General features: G+C 49.7%; 20 protein-coding genes and 1 tRNA gene. 9 read left to right on the forward strand and 12 right to left on the reverse strand.

The genetic code is table 11. The features are described 5' to 3' along the window. The first annotated feature begins 108 nt into the window (after positions 1-108). The 3 genes from B076_RS0101460 to B076_RS0101470 all read left to right on the forward strand — a co-directional run bounded on the left by B076_RS0101460 (position 109) and on the right by B076_RS0101470 (position 4,434). Positions 109-855, forward strand: a complete 747-nt coding sequence (locus B076_RS0101460) for a DUF4395 domain-containing protein (protein WP_028485743.1) — start codon at positions 109-111, stop codon at positions 853-855. A 248-nt stretch (positions 856-1,103) separates the two neighbouring features. Further along, positions 1,104-3,233, forward strand: a complete 2,130-nt coding sequence (gene ovoA, locus B076_RS0101465; protein WP_028485744.1) for a 5-histidylcysteine sulfoxide synthase — start codon at positions 1,104-1,106, stop codon at positions 3,231-3,233. Positions 3,234-3,243: 10 nt separating this feature from the next. Next, the gene (locus tag B076_RS0101470; RefSeq protein WP_028485745.1) at positions 3,244-4,434 is read left to right on the forward strand and encodes a MalY/PatB family protein; all 1,191 of its coding nucleotides are present in this window, start codon (positions 3,244-3,246) and stop codon (positions 4,432-4,434) included. Between the two features lie 16 nt (positions 4,435-4,450). On the opposite strand, the gene B076_RS0101475 is transcribed toward B076_RS0101470, so the two are convergent. Further along, positions 4,451-4,525 (reverse strand) — tRNA-Arg (locus B076_RS0101475). Positions 4,526-4,605: 80 nt separating this feature from the next. Continuing rightward, positions 4,606-5,238 (reverse strand): LysE family translocator, encoded by a 633-nt coding sequence (locus B076_RS0101480; RefSeq protein WP_028485746.1) that lies wholly within the window; start codon positions 5,236-5,238, stop codon positions 4,606-4,608. Positions 5,239-5,563: 325 nt separating this feature from the next. On the opposite strand from B076_RS0101480, the gene B076_RS11735 reads away from it, so the two are divergent. From B076_RS11735 to pdxH, 3 genes are read left to right on the forward strand one after another with little or no spacing between them, the layout of a single operon-like run. Beyond that, positions 5,564-6,475, forward strand: a complete 912-nt coding sequence (locus tag B076_RS11735; protein WP_157753488.1) for an alpha/beta fold hydrolase — start codon at positions 5,564-5,566, stop codon at positions 6,473-6,475. 14 nt (positions 6,476-6,489) lie between these two features. Further along, entirely contained in the window at positions 6,490-6,690 is a 201-nt protein-coding gene (locus B076_RS0101490) for a CPXCG motif-containing cysteine-rich protein (RefSeq protein WP_211230170.1), read from the forward strand. Beyond that, complete coding sequence (gene pdxH / locus B076_RS0101495) at positions 6,691-7,344, forward strand: pyridoxamine 5'-phosphate oxidase (protein WP_028485748.1); 654 nt, start codon at positions 6,691-6,693, stop codon at positions 7,342-7,344. An 81-nt stretch (positions 7,345-7,425) separates the two neighbouring features. Here pdxH and B076_RS0101500 read toward each other — a convergent pair whose 3' ends face one another. The 6 genes from B076_RS0101500 to rluF all read right to left on the reverse strand — a co-directional run bounded on the left by B076_RS0101500 (position 7,426) and on the right by rluF (position 12,853). Then, positions 7,426-7,752 (reverse strand): carboxymuconolactone decarboxylase family protein, encoded by a 327-nt coding sequence (locus B076_RS0101500; protein WP_028485749.1) that lies wholly within the window; start codon positions 7,750-7,752, stop codon positions 7,426-7,428. A gap of 178 nt (positions 7,753-7,930) precedes the next feature. Further along, positions 7,931-8,470, reverse strand: a complete 540-nt coding sequence (locus B076_RS0101505; RefSeq protein WP_051347094.1) for a hypothetical protein — start codon at positions 8,468-8,470, stop codon at positions 7,931-7,933. A gap of 110 nt (positions 8,471-8,580) precedes the next feature. Further along, positions 8,581-9,576, reverse strand: coding sequence for a sensor domain-containing diguanylate cyclase (locus B076_RS11740; RefSeq protein ID WP_051347095.1), 996 nt, complete (start codon positions 9,574-9,576; stop codon positions 8,581-8,583). A 158-nt stretch (positions 9,577-9,734) separates the two neighbouring features. Then, positions 9,735-10,853: a tRNA 2-selenouridine(34) synthase MnmH gene (gene mnmH, locus B076_RS0101515; RefSeq protein ID WP_028485751.1), complete on the reverse strand. Its 1,119-nt coding sequence runs from the start codon at positions 10,851-10,853 to the stop codon at positions 9,735-9,737. Next, positions 10,853-11,914, reverse strand: a complete 1,062-nt coding sequence (gene selD, locus B076_RS0101520; RefSeq protein WP_028485752.1) for a selenide, water dikinase SelD — start codon at positions 11,912-11,914, stop codon at positions 10,853-10,855. Before selD ends, mnmH begins: the two co-directional genes overlap by 1 nt. Positions 11,915-11,962: 48 nt before the next feature. Next, positions 11,963-12,853, reverse strand: a complete 891-nt coding sequence (rluF, locus tag B076_RS11745; RefSeq protein WP_038150622.1) for a 23S rRNA pseudouridine(2604) synthase RluF — start codon at positions 12,851-12,853, stop codon at positions 11,963-11,965. 249 nt (positions 12,854-13,102) lie between these two features. On the opposite strand from rluF, the gene B076_RS0101530 reads away from it, so the two are divergent. Further along, entirely contained in the window at positions 13,103-13,930 is an 828-nt protein-coding gene (locus B076_RS0101530) for a CvfB family protein (protein ID WP_028485753.1), read from the forward strand. Between the two features lie 36 nt (positions 13,931-13,966). Here B076_RS0101530 and B076_RS0101535 read toward each other — a convergent pair whose 3' ends face one another. Further along, positions 13,967-15,037 carry a GGDEF domain-containing protein gene (locus B076_RS0101535; protein WP_028485754.1) on the reverse strand — a complete coding sequence of 357 codons (1,071 nt, stop codon included), beginning with the start codon at positions 15,035-15,037 and terminating at the stop codon, positions 13,967-13,969. A gap of 215 nt (positions 15,038-15,252) precedes the next feature. Between B076_RS0101535 and rsmD the strand changes: the two genes are divergently transcribed. Next, entirely contained in the window at positions 15,253-15,903 is a 651-nt protein-coding gene (gene rsmD, locus B076_RS0101540; protein WP_051347097.1) for a 16S rRNA (guanine(966)-N(2))-methyltransferase RsmD, read from the forward strand. Here the strand turns inward: rsmD and B076_RS0101545 are convergent. After that, on the reverse strand, positions 15,900-16,133 hold the full coding sequence (locus tag B076_RS0101545) for a DUF2789 domain-containing protein (protein ID WP_028485756.1): 234 nt from the start codon (positions 16,131-16,133) through the stop codon (positions 15,900-15,902). The genes rsmD and B076_RS0101545 overlap by 4 nt on opposite strands. Before the next feature lie 219 nt (positions 16,134-16,352). Between B076_RS0101545 and coaD the strand changes: the two genes are divergently transcribed. Further along, positions 16,353-16,835: a pantetheine-phosphate adenylyltransferase gene (coaD, locus tag B076_RS0101550; RefSeq protein ID WP_028485757.1), complete on the forward strand. Its 483-nt coding sequence runs from the start codon at positions 16,353-16,355 to the stop codon at positions 16,833-16,835. Between the two features lie 35 nt (positions 16,836-16,870). On the opposite strand, the gene B076_RS0101555 is transcribed toward coaD, so the two are convergent. Together B076_RS0101555 and B076_RS0101560 are read right to left on the reverse strand one after the other, a co-directional pair. Further along, complete coding sequence (locus B076_RS0101555) at positions 16,871-17,326, reverse strand: hypothetical protein (RefSeq protein ID WP_028485758.1); 456 nt, start codon at positions 17,324-17,326, stop codon at positions 16,871-16,873. Positions 17,327-17,362: 36 nt separating this feature from the next. Continuing rightward, positions 17,363-18,316 carry an HPP family protein gene (locus tag B076_RS0101560; RefSeq protein ID WP_028485759.1) on the reverse strand — a complete coding sequence of 318 codons (954 nt, stop codon included), beginning with the start codon at positions 18,314-18,316 and terminating at the stop codon, positions 17,363-17,365. Between the last annotated feature and the right edge of the window lie 85 nt (positions 18,317-18,401).

Here is an 18,401-nt window from a genome sequence, read left to right on the forward strand (position 1 = left end):
TTTAAGAGTGTAACTTCTGCTACACTTGCTTACGTATTAATATTTTCTTATATAAATTGAGTGTTTTTCCGGAATCCTGTCAAACACTCAAAATAGGCAAGGTGGCCTATGTTAGAAGTCTTTAAAAATCTTTGGTTTCGAGATCCTAAAGAAGAAACGCTTTTTATCAATGATGTGGCCGTGCGAATTCGTGCCGGTTTTTTGCTGTTCATTCCGATCTATATGAGTTTTACACTCTACGATGCGGTGTTTGTCTCGAGCTGGATTGTGGATGGCAATACCGCAGTTGACAGCGGGGATATGGATTGGGACTACCATATCATCTATCATGTGGATGCGATTAAACGTGCCTATGATTACACTTTCCAGACTTGGGTATTGTTTTACGGGCTGTTTGAAATGTTGGCCGGCATGTTTGTGTGGAGTTCCAGGTTGTCGCCGATTATTATGCTTTCAAGCTTTTTGGCCAGACATCAAAAGCCGGTATGGAAGCCGTTAGTACCTAAGCGTTTTGCTTGGGGACTGGGGTCAACCTTTATCATTGTCTGTTTGATCTTTTTCAATCCGGAAGTGTTTGCCCATTGGGTCAACGCGATTTGGGGGTCAACTTTGTTGCCGACCACATCCAATTACATGTCGCCTTATATCCCCGTTGTCTTGGTTTGGGTTTGTTTAGGTTTCATGTGGCTGGAAACCGTTCTTGGCTTCTGTGTGGGCTGTAAAATTCATGCTTTACTGGTATGGATGGGGGTCTTCAAGGAAGAATGTGAAGCCTGCAACAATATCGACTGGGAAGAGATAGCTAGAAAAAACAAAGAACGCCAGGCGGCGGAGCAACAGGAACCCAAGAGCTAAGGTCCGCAAGCCGCGATATGTCCTTAAGTTCTGAGTATGAATTCTCGCTGGCATTATATTAAAAGCACAAGCCAAAAACTTGTGCTTTTTTGTTGGCGGCCAGGCGAGAATCTTGAGTCGTCAGCCGGTTATCGAATCAGATATCCAACGATTTAAGCCTCATTGTATAAGTTTTGTGTTAATTTATAACGCATGATTCACTCATTCATTGAATGAGCTGTAATGAACGAAAATCTATGGGAGTGTTCATGTTGACTCGATCCGATCTTATCGCTAAACCGGTTATTCTTAATCAGGGTGAGATTGAAAGCAAGCGTGCCGAAATCAAAGCCTATTTCAATCTGACCTATGACAGTTATGAAACTTTGTTTGAAAGTTTGAAGTCCGACGAGGCTTATTATCTGCGTCCTTGTGAATTGCGTCATCCCCTTATTTTCTATTTTGGCCATACCGCCACTTTTTTCACCAACAAGCTGGTGCTTGCCAAGCTTCTGCCGAAACGCATCAATCCCAAAATCGAATCCATGTGTGCCATTGGCGTGGACGAGATGTCCTGGGACGATTTAAATGACGAGCATTACGACTGGCCGAGTGTGGATGCGGTGCGTCAATACCGTAATCAGGTGCGTGATGCCGTGAATGCCTTGATTGATGAAGTGGATTTCTCCTTGCCGATCGACTGGCAAAGTCCGATGTGGCCCATCATGATGGGCATTGAACATGAACGCATTCATTTGGAAACCTCTTCGGTTTTGATTCGACAGTTGCCTTTGGATTCGGTGCAGCCTCATGCATTGTTTCCGCTGTGTCCGAATTCCGCCAGCGCCCCCCTCAACGGTTTGCTGGAGGTGCCGGCGGGAGAGGTGAATATTAATCATCACGATCCGGCGGAAACCTATGGTTGGGATAATGAATACGGTGAACACCATGCCCAGGTTGCGTCCTTTAAAGCCAGCACTTTTTTGGCCTCTAATCAGGAGTTTTTGGAGTTTGTCGAAGCGGGTGGCTACGACAATCCCGAATATTGGGACGAAGAGGGCAATCGCTGGCGACAGTTTACTCCGGATAAGCATCCAACCTTTTGGATGAAAAAAGCCGATGGCTGGTGGTTGCGCTGTATGACCGAAGAGATTCCGATGCCGTGGAATTGGCCGGTCGAGGTCAATTACCTGGAGGCGCAGGCGTTCTGTAACTGGAAAGGACATCAAACTAACCGACCGATTCGCCTGCCGAGTGAGGATGAGTATTTGCGTTTGCTTGAGTTCAGTCAGGCGCAAAAACTGCAATCTCAAGCCAACCTGAATTTGCAGCAGTACGCTTCCTCAACACCAGTCGATCAATTTGAAAGCAACGGTTTTTATGATGTCATCGGCAATGTCTGGCAATGGACACAAACCCCGATTTACCCCTATGACGGTTTCAAGGTGCATCCGCTGTACGATGACTTCACCACGCCGACATTTGATAACCAGCACAACCTTTTCAAGGGCGGCAGCTGGATCTCTACCGGAAACGAAATCAACGGCCATTCGCGTTACGCTTTCCGTCGTCACTTTTTCCAGCATGCCGGTTTTCGTTACATTGAGTCCGAACAGAAAGTACAAACCCATTTTTCTACGTATGAAACCGATAATTCGGTCTCTCAGTATTGTGAATTTCATTACGGTGAGGAATATTTTGGCGTGCCGAATTTCGCCCGGGCCTATGCCAATCTGTCCATACAGGCTGTAGAAGAAGATGCCGCTTTTAAAGGTCGAGGTGACCTCAAGGTGCTGGAAGTTGGTTGTTCGGTGGGGCGCGCCAGTTTTGAACTCGCCAAGCGTTTTGCTCAAGTCACCGGGTTGGATTTCTCGGCGCGTTTCATCCAGGTGGCTAATCAGCTCAAAGAGTCTGGCAATGTGCTTTACACCATACCCCGTGAAGGCGAGATCATGGAGTTTAAGGAATCCACCTTGGCGGATTTGGGTTTGGCGGATCATGCCCATAAATGCGAGTTCCTGCAACAGGATGCCACCAACCTGAAACCCATTTTCAGCGGATATGACATGATTGTGGCGGTGAACCTCATTGACCGCTTGTACGAACCCAAGAAGTTTCTTGAAACCATTCATCAGCGATTAAATGACGGGGGGCTGCTGTTGCTGGCTTCACCTTACACTTGGCTGGAAGAATATACTGCAAAAGAGCACTGGCTGGGCGGCTACAAGGACGCGCACAGCGGAGAGAATGTCACCACTCTTGAGGGGGTGCATGCCATTCTGGATACGGAGTTCGATTTGGTCAAAGCGCCGTTTGATTTGCCGTTTGTGATTCGTGAAACGCAACGCAAGTTCCAGCATACGATGTCTGAAGTGACGCTCTGGAAAAAGAAAGGGTGAGTTTCCAGTGATGCAGGATCTCAACACCCCCATTTCCCGAGAGGGCACCTGTTCCGAAAAGTATGAATTGCGTCAGGCGCTGTTCGGTTCCGATGAGGTGTTGCCGATGTGGGTGGCGGACATGGATTTGCCGACACCTGATTTTATTCTGCAGGCTTTGAAGGAGCGGTTGGAGCATCCGATACTCGGGTATTCCATCACGCCCGATTCGGTTTATCAGGCCATCATCGACTGGCAATCGCAGCACGATTACCGGGTCACAAAATCGCAGATTGTATTCACTCATAATGTCGCCAACGGTTTTTTTATGGCGGTGGAAGCCTTTAGCGAACCGGGAGAGACGGTGCTGGTGCAAACACCGGTCTATCCGCCGTTTTTAAAAGCCCCCAAACAAAATGGAAGGCGTTTGGTCGAAGCGCCGTTGCAATTAGACAGCGGCCACTACCAAATCGATTTTGATGCCTTTGAGAAAACGGTGGAAGAGCAGCAGGTGAAACTCTTTCTGTTTTGTCACCCGCAGAACCCATCCGGTCGCGTTTGGCAAGGTGCGGAACTGGAACGCCTGGCCGACATCTGTTTACGCCACGGGGTGACCATCGTATCCGACGAAATCCATTCCGACCTGGTGTATGCGGGTAACCGGCATATTCCCATGGCCTCACTATCGGAAAGGGTCGCCAACATTACCGTGACCCTAAACTCGCCCGGCAAGACATTCAATCTCGGCGGTTTGCAGATCGGTTATGCGCTGATCGCCAACCCGGATTTGAAAGCGGCTTACCTCAAGGTGTGCGATGCGGTTTCGATCCATGAATTGAACCTGTTTGCGATGTTTGCTTTGCAAGCCGCCTACTCAAAACAGGGCCAGAACTGGCGTAACCGTTTGTTGGGGCATTTTGAAGCCAATATCAATCAGTTGGAACGTTTTTTTGGCGACTACCTGCCGCAAGTCAGGGTCATGCGTCCTCAAGCGTCTTATTTGGTCTGGCTGGATTTCAGGGAGTTGTTTGATGACCATCAACAGCTCAAAAAGTGGTTGGTGGAACACGCTAAATTAGGATTGAATGATGGTGAGAGTTTTGCCGGGAAGAGCGGGGATGGCCAAGGATTCATGCGCATCAACCTAGCTGTGTCTAAACCGGTTTTACAACAGGCTTTAAACCAGTTGAAAGCCGCTGTTGATGTCCTGCATCCATCCTGACCAGGCCTGCTGAATTTGGCGCAGCCACCAGGACTCGAACCTGGAACGGCCCCTTAGGAGGGGGCTGTTATATCCCTTTAACTATAGCCGCGTGGCGGTTATTTTAGCAGTTTTTTGCTTCTTGTTAAGTCCAGTTTGTTTTTGATGAAGAGGCCGAATATCTTTCCGGGTTCAGGCACCCCACAAGAGTTTCAAAGCTAAGGCAAGGAACAGCATGGCCGTGATTCGGTACAGCAGGACTTGGGCGTTTGGGGATTCTGCAAGCCAGGGTTTGATGAAGCCGGCCAGTAATGCAAAGCTCGAAAACACCAGAAAGGTGATGAAAATGACCAACAGGCCGAGAATAAAGATCTGTTGTTCGATTGAGCCGTTTTCTGCACGCGCGAACTGGGGCAGAAATGCCAAAAAGAAAATCGAGACTTTCGGATTTGATAAGTTCATTAACAGACCGCGTCGGTAGAACTGCATAGCCTTGAGGTTATTACTTGGCGCGTTGCTTTGGGGATTGGCGTGGCTCTTTGCTGCTTGCCAAGCTTGCCAGGCAAGGTAAACCAGATAGAGAGCTCCGAGCGTTTTCAGCGCCATAAAGGCGGCGGGTGAGGTTTGCAGCAGGGCGGCCACGCCCAAGGCCACTGCACTGGTGTGGATAATCAGCCCGCTGCACAGCCCCAGAATGATGATGAGGCCGGTGCGATACCCGTGTTGCGCCGATTGCGTCAAGACAAAGAGGTTGTCCGGTCCTGGCGCAAGACCGATCAGAACGGTGGCGAAGACAAATGGAAGCAGTAAATCCAATGGAATCATGCAGGAATATCTCTTGGGGAACCCTTTTATTGGTCAGTCAGAAAGCAGGCCGCGTTTAAGTTTGTTTAAAGGTTATGCTAGCACTTTATTGGCATGAACCCTAAGCCTAAAATCCCTATCGACAGGCCTGCTTAAAATTCGAACGGGGTTAAAGATGAGGCTTCGATCCGTTTTAAGTTGACTTTACTTATACATAAGCTGTACATTGAATTTGTGTCAAAAGATTGCAAATCAATGCAAACGAATGAAGTGAAGAAGTCTGGAGTGGATGGTGGGCAAGTTTAACGCACTGGATAAAATGAGGCGATCTGCCTGGCTGGGTTTGATGGCCTTATTTCTGAGCGTGTCTGCTCAGGCGGGATATTCCAGTCCAGGGCTGAAGGTCACGTTACAGGAACAGGAATTGATATTTCATGTTGAAGGTCAGGCTGATTTAGGTACGGTGTTTATACTGGGCGGCGGCCCGGGATTTACCAGCTGGAACCTGGAACCCATTCAAAAACAGGTGGCTGACCAAGGGTATCAGGCTGTGGTGATGGATATGCAAGGCATCGGCGAGAATATCAGGCCTTTCCAAAAACCGATCCTGGAGACCTGGGTGGCACAGATAGAGGCGGTCAGGCAGGCCTTAAACGCACAGCCGGTTACTTTGATTGGCCATTCCTGGGGCGCCCTGATGGCGATGCTGTATATCGAACGTCATTCTCAGCAGGTTGATAAATTGATTTTGTTGAACCCGGTGGATCCCGAAAAAAAGGCGATGATCCATCTGACCACCGAAATACATCAGCGCAATTTAGATCAACAGAATCCGCAATGGGATAATGAGCAGGCCTGGGATAATGATATTGGCGACAGTCAGGCGCAATTGGAGCGCATCACCTTACGCCAGATTCAACAGGTATTGCCCACCTATTTTTATGATTATTCGCAAGGTGTCGCTTACGCTAATCAATTTAGCAGTCGCGATTTCAATATCGATTTAAACGTTTCCGCGTGGAAAGAGTATGACCGCCATCCGCTGAATTATGAGCTTTTTGAAAAGTGGCGCAAGCCGGTCTATTTCATGGAGTGTCGCCAGGATCACTTAATGCCTTATAATTTACAGGCCATGCAGGCACAAATCGACTTCAGACGGGTTGACCTGTTGGAGTCATGCGGCCACTTCCCTTGGGTGGAAAAACCGCACGCTTTCAAAGCCCTTATTAAGGCTTATTTGAACGACCCGATTCATTAAACAGGTAAAATGTCATGCACAGCGGTTTGTTAAGCAGTCAGCAGGTTCAGTGTCCCTATTGTTGGGAGATGATTGAAATCGTCGTCGATGAGAGCGCTGTGGAACAAGATTACATCGAGGATTGCAGTGTGTGCTGCCGTCCAATCCATTTTAGAATCCACTTGGATGAACAAGGCCAAATGGAGATAGAAGCACTACACGAAGAGGAGTTTTAGATGACCGAATCGGTTGAACTCAATTTGCATGACCTCAGACGGCGTTATTTGAAAGATGGGCTGGATGAATCCAATACCGATGCCAATCCATTCAAACAATTTGAACTTTGGTTCAAACAGGCACAAGAGGCGGATCTGCTAGAGCCCAATGCGATGGTGGTCGCAACGGTAAACGCCGATTTACAGCCCTCAACACGCACGGTTTTGCTAAAGTTGTTTGATGAGCGCGGTTTTGTATTTTTTACCAATTACACCAGCCAAAAGGCCAAAGACATTGCCCACAACCCCAAAGTGGCTTTGCAGTTTAATTGGCTTGATCTGGAGCGCCAAGTGAAGATACTCGGTGTGGCCGAAAAGATCTCCATGGCCGAATCAATGAAATATTTCGCCAGCCGGCCTAAAGGCAGTCAGATTGGTGCCTGGGTCAGTCAGCAAAGTGAGGTGGTCTCTTCCAAACAGGTTTTGATGGCGCAGTTCTCCAAACTGAAAGACAAGTTCAAGCAGGGTGAGGTGCCGTTTCCGGATTTCTGGGGCGGCTATCGCGTGGTGCCCAGCCAGATCGAATTCTGGCAGGGCGGGGATAATCGTTTGCACGATCGCATCTGTTATCAAAGAATGGATGGGCAGTGGCAAAAGTCGCGCTTAGCTCCTTAACCTTTCCAGCACTTGATCCGAACTAAAATCAGGCGGACAGAAAAAAGCTTTCTGTGCGTCAACCTTGATGCGCGTCGGATCCTACTTAAAGTATTTATCGATCTCTTCGTAAACGATCTCGATATACATCATTTTGGGCCCGCCGCCCATCACCACCGCCATCATCGCAGCTTCCAAAATCTCTTCTTTATTGGCTCCGGCATCGACACAGCCCTTTACATGCACAGCGATGCACCAGGCGCACTGAAAGGCGACCCCCAAAGAGCATAACATCAGGTGTTTGGTTTTCTCGTCGAGTGCGCCTTCGGCTTCGGCGGCTTTGATAAATGCCGAAAAGCTTTTGAGTTGGTCTGGCATGTCCTGCATTAGGCGTGACATGACCGAACCGGCTTCTTCTAATCGTTCCATGGTGTTTCCCTCAAAATTTACATTAATAAAATGAACAGGCCTGTTCATTAAACCTTATGTTAGGGGGGCAACAATAATCAATGTTTTCAATGATGGTTAAAGCCCTTTTATCAGCAAGCCAATAACTTGATACAAGCCACCGTTTCTAGTCACTTAAGTCACTTAAACGCTGGCCGGGTCATTCAGGCTGGTCAAGCGCTCCCAGGCGCACCATGCGGTATTCTCTGCTGACGGTATCCAATTGATAGATGTTGAAATTGGTGTCGATATCAAAGTCCGGCAAACGTTTGGCATAGTTGGTGGAAAGGCTACCCTCGGGGGAGTGGACACGGTGGAATACCTGCGGCTCCCAGCCTAAAATGGCGGCGCCATCGTAGATTTTTTGGCCGTTGTGATAAATCGCATCGGCCGTCACTTCAAACTGCTCGACTTTACCATGTTGGGTCGAATAGAGTTCCACCAGGCGTTTGCCTTGATGCACCATCAGCTTATCTTCCTGATCGGTGTGCATATACCAGTACCAGGTGTCGTCACCGGCAATCAACGGGCTTTTCCCGCCGGGTTCATGAATAACCAAGTCCACCCCGGACAAGCCGTCGACGACGCCTTCAATGTTGAAAAACTGAACTTTGGGGGTGGAGCGCAGGGTTTTCAGCGGGATGATAAAACACAGGTTTTCGATATACACCGTGCGTTTTCCGGCTTCATTTAAGGGCATGCTTAAGACCTTTTTAATTGAGTGGATGTGTATTGATAAGCTGACAAACTGATAAGGCGGAACCCATCGTCGGAGAGCCCATCACCAGGGCATTCGGCGATGGTGGTTTTTCAATCAATCTCGGTGATTTCAAAACGGTTTTTCCCGCTTTTTTTGGCTTTATAGAGCATTTCGTCGGCTCTTTCAATCCACTCTTCCGCGCTTCGGTTCGGCTTGCCGGGATGGGTGATGGCACAGCCGATACTGAGGGTCACATGGTCTGCAATGGAAGAGTGCTCATGGGGGATATTTAGCTCATTGACTGCCTGTAAAATCTCTTCGGCCATTTTCTGCACATATTCGTACTCGGTCGGCGCCAATACAATCACAAACTCTTCACCGCCGTAGCGCGCCACATAGTCGGTTTTACGTTTCACGGTATCCTGAATCAGTTGAGCCAGTTTTTCCAGAACGGTATCACCTTCGCTGTGGCCGTAATTGTCGTTAAAAGCCTTGAAATTATCGATGTCCAAAAACAGCAGTCCGATGGGGGTGTAGGCACGACTTGAAAAATCCCATACATCCGTCAAGATTTCATCGAGCTTTCTGCGATTGTAGAGGCCGGTCAATGCATCGGTGTGGGAGAGTTTCTCAAGCTTCTCATTCTTGTCGGTCAGTTCCTGGGTTTTTTCTTCAACCAGACGTTCCAGCTTGCGGGTTTCAGTCACGTCTTCAATGATGGCACGTAAAGCTGTTTTGCCGTCAAATTGGATGCGTTTCAGGGTGACTGTGGAAAGGAATGGATCACCATTGGCTTTCTGGTGCATCCATTCAAAGCTATGCTGGCCATCCTGAAGAGTAATGTCAATCATTCGGTTTGCTTTGTCGAAAGAGTTTTGCCCATCTGGTTGAAATGCAGGGGAAATTTTAGCGGGATGAAAATTTTCGAGCTGCGATTTTTTTGTATAACCGATGAGTTTGTAGTAAGCCTGATTGTAATCCAGGTAGGTTCCCCCGGTATCGATGATGAGCATGGCCAATTCGCTGGTATCAAACAGATAACGATAATCCGCCAGTTGCCTTTTTAATCGGGTATTCTCGTCAATTAGGGCTTGAGGGTCGGTCATCGGCAAAAGGCTTCCTGTCTGCGTTGTTTTTAAATATTAGCAGACACAACCCATAAACACTATGTTTATTACCAAGCGGTGCATTTTGTAATATTGTTGAGCGGTTTAGCCGTTTCAAACCAACCTACCGGTAAGAAAATTTTGTCAGGCACACTCTCTTATTGCAAAGTACTTTGAAGGAACTGAATCACTTCTTCGATAGAACCTTGAAAGCAAGGGGGATGGGGGTGTTTTTGCATCTGGTAGTCGTACATCGGATCATAGTATTCGGTCAGCAGTGTTTTGATCCAAGCCTCGTGCCCATAGGTCTCCCCGGTGCGGGCCTGCAGATCCCAGGCCTGCTGGAATTGCTTGAGGACGCGCTGGTAACGTTCTCCGCCCAGGCGTTTTTGAATGCGGTTTAAGGCGGCTCGCATAAACTCCACCCAATCCGCTATCTGCGGGTACTCCTGTTGCGCTTCAATCACATACTCCTGAAAGGTGATTTGGATGCGTTCGGCAAGCGGGGTATCCACGATGATGCGTTGCCCGGATTTCAGGGCGTCAAATACGGATTTGGACATGGATACCGAACCGATATTACGGCCTTCGTCTTCAATCACCAGATGACGAACGGACTTTTCCATAAAACGCATCAAAGCCATCGCCAAGCGGTTCTCAAAATCGATCTGAGTCGGCTGCGGGGTCGCATGGCGACCAAACGCCGATCCCCGGTGGTGAGCGATGCCTTCCAGGTCGATGGCCTGTTCAATTTGTTGAATCACCAGGGTTTTCCCGGAGCCGGTGCGCCCCGCGAGAACCAATGGCTGGATGTCGTGCTGAACCAGCAGGCTTGGAAGGGATTCCAGGTAATCGATCAAATAACGGCGGAACGCCTTGTAGCCACCTTTGAGACGGACAATGTCACGGCCACTGTCGGCCAGCCATTGCTGAGCGATTTTCGAGCGCATGCCACCGCGAAAGCAGTAGAGCATGGCCTCGGGATGTTGCTCCATGAATTTTGACCAGGCCTGTACACGTGGCTCCCTTACCGATTCATTGACCAGCTGGTGCCCCAATTTTACCGCCGCCGCATTGCCGTGCTGTTTGTAACACAAGCCGACTTTCTGGCGTTCTTCATCATTCATCAGCGGCAGGTTGCTGGCCGAGGCAAACGCTCCCTGTGCAAATTCAACCGGAGCACGCACATCAATCAAAGGCGTTTGTTTTAATACAATCGATCGAAAGTCATCGGTTTGCGGCAAGCTGTCCGAAAATTCAGTCAGTTGAACCGTCATTATATGACCTCAACGCAATGGCTTTGCGAAGCTGCATCAACCGTCTGGCCGATGGCTTCGAGTTCCAGGCCGAACTCAGCGGCGACTTGCTTGAATTGTTCAACCGCGTCGGATCGCACCGCCGCTAGAAGCCCGCCGGAAGTTTGCGGGTCGCACAGCACCATCTTTTGGGTTTCGCTGAGGGTGTCCGCCACCTTATGGCCGTAACTGTCGAAGTTGCGACCAGTGCCGCCTGGCGTGCAGCCCTGTGCCAGATAGTCGAGCACGTTCGGCAGAATGGGAACCTTATCAAATTCGAGACGTGCGGCAATGCCGCTGCCTTCGCAGATTTCGATCAAATGTCCTAAAACGCCAAAGCCGGTGACGTCGGTTAAAGCGGTGACGCCGGAAATCTGTGCCAATTGGCTTCCGGCTTGATTCAAAGTGGTCATCGCCTCAATCGCCATTTCCAGGTGCTCAGGCTGGATTTTTTTCTGTTTTTGCGCCGTGGTCAAAATGCCAATGCCAACCGGTTTGGTCAGAAACAGTTGGCAACCGGCTTCGGCCGAGGCGTTACGTTTCAAGTGTTGGTTGTCGACGATTCCGGTGACCGCCAAACCGAAAATCGGTTCGGGAGCGTCAATCGAATGTCCACCCGCCAACGGAATGCCGGCCGCTTCACAGGTGGCGCGGCCACCTTCAATGACCTGTTGGCCCACTTCGGGCGGCAACTTGTCGATTGGCCAGCCAAAAATCGCAATCGCCATCAAGGGCTTTCCACCCATGGCGTAGATGTCGCTGATGGCATTGGTGGCGGCAATGCGGCCGAAGGTGTAAGGGTCGTCCACAATCGGCATAAAGAAATCGGTGGTGCTCAATACCGAGGTGCCGTTGCCCAGGTCGAATGCGGCGGCATCGTCTTTGGTGCTGTTGCCTACCAAGAGCTGTGGGTGCGGAGCAATGTCCATTTGGGTTTTGAGGATGCTGTCGAGTATTTTTGGGGAAATTTTGCAGCCGCAACCGGCACCGTGGCTGTATTCAGTCAATTTGATGGGGGTGTTTTCAGTGATATCGTGAAGCATGGTCTTTCCTTATTGAATCGATTGGCAAGATGAGCAGGCCTGTTGTATTTATGATCGGTTGGTTTTCTTGGGCGCGCGCTGAACAGGTGAACTTTTCGGTCTAGGCGTTCTGCTACTTTCTTTGGCTCTTGCCGGTCTGCGTGTTCTTTTTGTTTCGGTCTCTTTGGTTTTTATCTGAGTTGGGTTGGTCCCGTTTTTTGAGGTGGCGGTTTTAGTTGAACCCGCCACGGCACGGTTGATCTCGTCCATCTCTTTTGCTGTCAGATTGCGCCACTGTCCTGGTTTTAGGTTGCCCAACTCCACCGACATAATGCGGGTGCGTTTGAGTTTGGTGACTTCATACCCAAGGTATTCGCACATGCGGCGAATTTGACGGTTCAGCCCCTGGGTGAGGATGATCTTGAAGACAAAGCGGCTGACGATGTTCACTTTGCAAGGCTTGGTGACCGTGCCTAAAATGGGCACGCCGCGTGACATACGTTCCACGAAACGATCGCTCAGCGGTTTGTCGACGGTGACGATGTACTCTTTGTCGTGAGCGTTTTCGGCACGCAGAATTTTATTGACGATGTCGCCGTCGCTGGTCAGGAAAATCAATCCTTCCGATGGTTTGTCGAGGCGTCCGATCGGGAATATGCGCTGTGGATGGCCGATGGCGTCGATGATATTGCCTTTGACCCGGCTTTCGGTGGAGCAGATGATGCCGATGGGTTTGTTGTAGGCGATGTAGGTGCGGTCGGATTTGTTGGCGGCGCTGGGTTTGATGGTTTTTCCGTCCACCTCAACCTTGTCGCCGGGCTGCACCTTGGTGCCTAGTTCGGGTATTTTGCCGTTGATTTTGACACGGTTTTGCTCAATCAGTTTATCCGCTTCGCGCCGGGAACAAAATCCAGATTCGCTGATGAATTTGTTGAGTCTTTTTCCACTGCTGCTGGTCACTAAGAGTCCTGTTGCTTCCTGTTGTTTCACTTCAATTGATGTAAAGCCATTTCTAGTAGCTATTTTGAATGATTTGTGAATATTTTGCTGAGTTTTATGCAGCACAAAATAAAAAGGACGGTCAGCCCAAGTGCGTTTGCATAAAATGATCGTCGCCAGGCTTTGTCTAGTCGGTTCATAGTTTTTTCGCGATTGATGGGCCGGCAAGGTATCATATTGCCCATTATGAATCACATTAAGGCGAATGTTATGGCACAGATCGGACAGGTAAATCGACTCAAGGTGGTTAAGGAAGTTGAATTCGGATTGTATTTGGATGGCGGTGACTTGGGGGAAATCCTGCTTCCTAACCGTTATGTGCCAGACAGCGCTAAATTGGGCGAAAAACTGGAAGTGTTTGTTTACCAGGATTCCCAAGACCGACTGGTGGCGACCAGCGAAAAACCGCTGGTCTCGGTCGGCGAAGTGGCGTTTTTGAAGGTCAACCAGGTCAATCGCACCGGTGCATTTCTGGACTGGGGCATGCCTAAAGACCTTTTGGTGCCGTTTGCCGAACAGCGGGTTCCGATGGAAGAGGGGCGTTCCTATTGTGTTTATGTCTATGTCGACAGCAGTGGGCGTATTGCCGCGTCCAGCAAATTGAGCCTGTTTCTGAAAGAGACCAATACCGATTTCAAAAGCGGTCAGGAAGTCAGTCTGTTGGTGGCAAGCCGCAGCAACTTGGGCTATACCGCCGTCATCAATGGCACCCATTTGGGTTTGATCCACAATTCAGATATTCTGCAGCCCTTGCGTATGGGGCAGAAAATGAAAGGCTACATCAAAGGTATTCGCCCCGATTTGAAAATCAATCTGACATTGCAGAAGCAAGGTCGCGAAGGGCGTGAGGAACTGGCCGAACAGATTCTGGCTCATTTAGCTGAGAATCAAGGGCGTTCGACACTTACCGACAAGAGCTCACCTGAAGCCATATTTAAGCAGTACCGTGTCAGTAAGGCGCGTTATAAGAAGACGCTGGGGCAGTTGTATAAAGCGCGCAAAATCGCCATTGAACCCGATCATATTGCTCTGCTGTGATGTTCAAGGGGGGGGCTTGTGGAATGGATGCATGCCTCAAGATTGAACCTGAATGCCATGTGAACTTTTGGCCTGATACATTTTTTGATCGGCTTCATTGATTAGGGTGGCCGCATCGCTATATTGGTTGGGGCCCGTCTGTGCGAGGCCGATGCTGATTGAAAAGTCCGGGTATTCTTGTGAAAACTTGTCTGTAATTTTTTGGCAGACCGTTTGGGCATCGTCGAGTGAGCAGTCCGGCAAGATCACACAGAATTCGTCCCCACCACAGCGGCACGGCAGGTCGGAGTCGCGAATGGTATGCAACAGGACTTGACCGATGAATTTCAGGACCTCATCGCCCTTTAAGTGACCATGAAGATCGTTGATCTGTTTGAAATCATCGACATCAAAATATAAAAGGGTCAGGGGAGTGTTGTGGCGTTGCGCCAAAGCCAGCTCTTTTTTGAAAATCTCTTGCATGAACCCTTGGTTGTAGAGGTTGGTCAGGGGGTCATGTTTGGTCTGTTCTTCGAGTTGTTTGGTGCGCTCGGCCACGGTGACTTCGAGACTGCTTGCATAGTCTTCGGCTCTTTGTTTGGCGGCCTCTACCTCGCCGATAAGGCAGTCGATGTAGGTGTCGAAGACCAGGGTGATGTCAAAATAGAGCAGTTTATCCAATGCGTTGAGCGTAGCATCTAAGACTTGGCTGTTTTGAATCTCTTTGCTTAAGGTGGCGGAAATCAACTCTTTCAAGCTCTTGACCGCAGACAGATAGAGTTTGGGTTCCACGCCTATGCGTTTATGAATCATCCCGATGCGCAAACGATTATTCACATAATCGTGACCGTATTGCCCAGTAAACAGGTCAATAACATAGTGTCGTTGAGCGGCATTCAAACGGCTCAAGGTGTCGGCATCGCCAATCAATAAGGCGATTTCATCAATTGCGGTTTGGCGTTGATAAAATTCTTCTACAATCTGGTCGATATTGTTTTCGATGAGGGTCTTTTGCTGGCTTAACAAATTCAGGTCATTCTGACTGAGTTCCAATAATGCCATGCGTTGCGAAATTTCGGTATCGCTCATCTGTAGTTGTTCAAACAGCGTCTTGTCGGTTCTTGGCATTTTGGCTCCCGGGGATGCATTCACAATCCAGTCAGAAAGATACGCAATAATTCCAATATTACAGGCTTTTTCCCTGTTTTGCATCCATTGAATGCATGAAAATGAGATAAAATTACGCCATAAGTCAATGAATCAATGGCTGTTTGGGCCTGTGCCGCTTCTGTCCGTTTGGGAATCGGTTAAGCCACTAGCCGAATAGATGTTTTAGGAGAAAAATGGGCAGAAAAACGCTGAAAAAAACGTCTCATAAAAAACCGCTAAAAAACAGCAGGCCTGCCCATTCTTCAATGGGTGAAGTGCGCATTATCGGTGGAGATTGGCGTGGCCGTAAACTGCCGGTGCGCACCGCCCAAGGCCTGCGCCCGACGTCGGATCGAGTGCGTGAAACCCTGTTCAATTGGTTGCAGTTCGAAATCCCGGGCGCCCGCTGTTTGGATGTGTTTGCCGGATCCGGGGCCTTGGGCTTTGAAGCCTTGTCACGCGGCGCCATACAGGTGACCTTTCTGGAGATGGATGGCGCCAATGCCAAGCAGTTGCAAGCCAATTTGTCGACCTTGAAAGTCGAACGTACCGAACACGCCGAGGTGGTGTTGACCGACAGCCTGCAGTTTTTGGCAAAACCGGCTGAACAGCCGTTTGATGTGGTTTTTCTGGATCCTCCGTTCCAACAAGGCCTGATGCAGCCCGCAGTGGATCGGCTGTTTGATCACGGCTATGTCAAGAATGAACAGGCCTGGTTGTATATCGAGCAGGAAAAAGAACTGGATTGGCCACAGCTTCCTGAGGGGTGGGTGTGTTTTCGTGAAAAAACCACTTCTCAAGTGCGTTTTGGCCTGTGGTGTCGCGAATCACTGGACGGCGATTAAGCACGCAACATGGCGTCCAGTTGATCGACCACTTCCGCCCAGTCGGCATCGTCGCTGATCGCTTCGGCTAAAAAAGCCGCTTGCGAGGGAGTCCAAAACGGAGCCTGCGCTAAGGGCGTGGTGTTGGCGATGGTTTTATGGGTTTCGATAAAGGTTTCTATTTCACTTTCCGAACTGGGCAGTCCGAGCTGTTCAAATAAGGCATTGAGGCTATGTACCGGTGCTTCCATGATGACTCTCCTAAATCGAATATAGAGATTCAAGCGTTTTTAAAGCTTGAAGTTTTATCATAACCTTTTGCTAAGCAAGCGCAATCCCAATTTATCTGAAGCCTGACGGGTGCAAAGGTCTTTTAATCCAGTTATCATAGGCGAAAAGAGGCCTGTGAATGGTGAATAACCATCCCTTGGGTCTTACACCTCTTACAAAACCTTAAGCGAAAGAGACCTATGAGCATTACAGCCGTCTATCCCGGTACGTTTGACCCCATTACCTGCGGCCATTTTGATTTAATTGAACGCGCCGCACGATTTTACGACCGTTTGGTGATTGCCGTGGCCGATAACCGCAACAAAACCTCCTTGTTTAGCCTGGAAGAGCGTGTTGCCCTGGCCAAGGAAGTGACCGCCGATTTGCCGAATGTAGAAGTGATGGGCTTTAGCGGGTTGTTGGTGGATTTTGTGCAAGAGATTGGCGGCAATGTGTTGTTGCGGGGGTTACGCGCCGTGTCCGATTTCGAGTACGAATTTCAGCTCGCTTCGATGAACCGCAAGTTGGCGCCGGATGTGGAAACCATGTTCATGACGCCGGCGGAACAGTACGCCTTCATTTCGTCTTCGCTGGTGCGTGAAATTTCCGCCCTGGGCGGCGATGTCTCCGAATTTGTGCATCCGCAGGTCGCCAAGGCCTTAAGGGAACGACAAGGGCTTTAAAATCCAGAAACAAACGCGGACAAGCCCAAACTGAACTAACGGTTAACGGTTTCCAGGTAGTAGGGGATTTGAATTTGTCGGTCATTCGCCTGATGAATGATGAGCGTGATTTGCCACTGCATGGTCTGGTTGGTGCAAAAGGCCAGCATGGAGGTGCCCACATAATGGTCGGGTTTGGTCGACGTCAAGGTCACGCGATTGTAGCCCATGTACATATTCACGCCGGAAATATCCAGCTCGACTTTTTCAGCGCTTAGGTTCTGCAGCTCAACTTCAATGCCCAGCGGCTTTGCGATCGGAATCGGATGGGGGCTGATTTTAAGGCTTACCGAGGCCTTGCCCATGGTTGCGCGGCAGCTTTCGCGGTGCAGGTCGCAATCCTGGACGGCAGGCCACTGCGAGACTTTGCCGGAGTCCGACTGTTCGCAGCTTGTCAGGCTCAAGAGCGCCACCAGGCCTGCTAAAATTGAGAACCATTTTTTTGTTTTCATGCTGGAATCATACTGCCTTTTAAATAAGCACTCAATTTAATTTTCGGGGCTGGGTTTGCGAATCCAGCAGCCGGCCTCTTCAATCATTTCATATTTGGCCCAGTCTGCAAATTCTGCACGCGTCAGGCAATCACTGCGTTTTGGGGCCTGCCCCGCGATCTGCCTGAAAATCACAAAATCCTTATCGGGGTTCTCATTGGGCGACTCATCAATGATGCGGCGCATGCTCCACTCTTTGCCTAAACGGCCGTTGCTGTAGACCCTGCCGAGCTGGATATCACCGGCTTGAAGTTGGGTTTTGGCGGCATTGAGATTGGCCAGTTCAAAGATGCGTCGCAGTTCGTATTCGTTGACATCCACAAAGGAGTCGATCTGTTTGAGGGCGGCCAGAAAGTCCTCGTGTGAAATGCCGTCCTGCTGCTGGCTTTGGGACGCGGGCTCAATGTGCTTTTGTCGCCAAAAGGCCGGATAGCGGCGCCAGTGGAACAAGGAGTTAAAGAGGATGGCGATCACCAGAATTGCGATGACGTTAAGCAGCACCGGCGTAAGCACGAACTGATAACCGAGTTGATGAATGCTTTCGCCGCCGATTACCGCAGTCAAGGCGGTGGCGCCGCCCGGCGGATGGATGCAGTTAAGGTAGTACATGGCTCCGATGGTCAAGCCGACGGCACCGCCGGCCGCCATAAAAGGGTCGCTGATCCACATCGCACAGGAGACTCCGATCACGGCCGCAACCAGGTGGCCGCCCAATAGCGGCCACGGCTGGGACAAAGGGCCGTGCGGTACGGCAAACAGCAGAACCGCTGACGCGCCCATAGAGGCGATGATTCCCAGGCTGGCATCAAGTTGCAAAAAGGTTTGGCTGATGACCATAACCACAAACAGGGCGATGAATCCTCCCAGGGCGGAAAGAATCTTTTCACTGTGGCTGACGGGCGAGGGCTGTAGCCCGATGAAAGTTTGTAAGCGCTGGATGAGGTTTCGCATGGTGCTCTCTTGAAAGGCGTGTTTGGCTTATTTTTATGGACGGACTGTTGTAAGGCAAGAAAATAACATGGTGTCGATGGTTACG

Origin of the sequence: Thiomicrorhabdus chilensis DSM 12352 (assembly GCF_000483485.1) — a bacterium.
Taxonomy (GTDB): Bacteria; Pseudomonadota; Gammaproteobacteria; order Thiomicrospirales; family Thiomicrospiraceae; genus Thiomicrorhabdus; species Thiomicrorhabdus chilensis.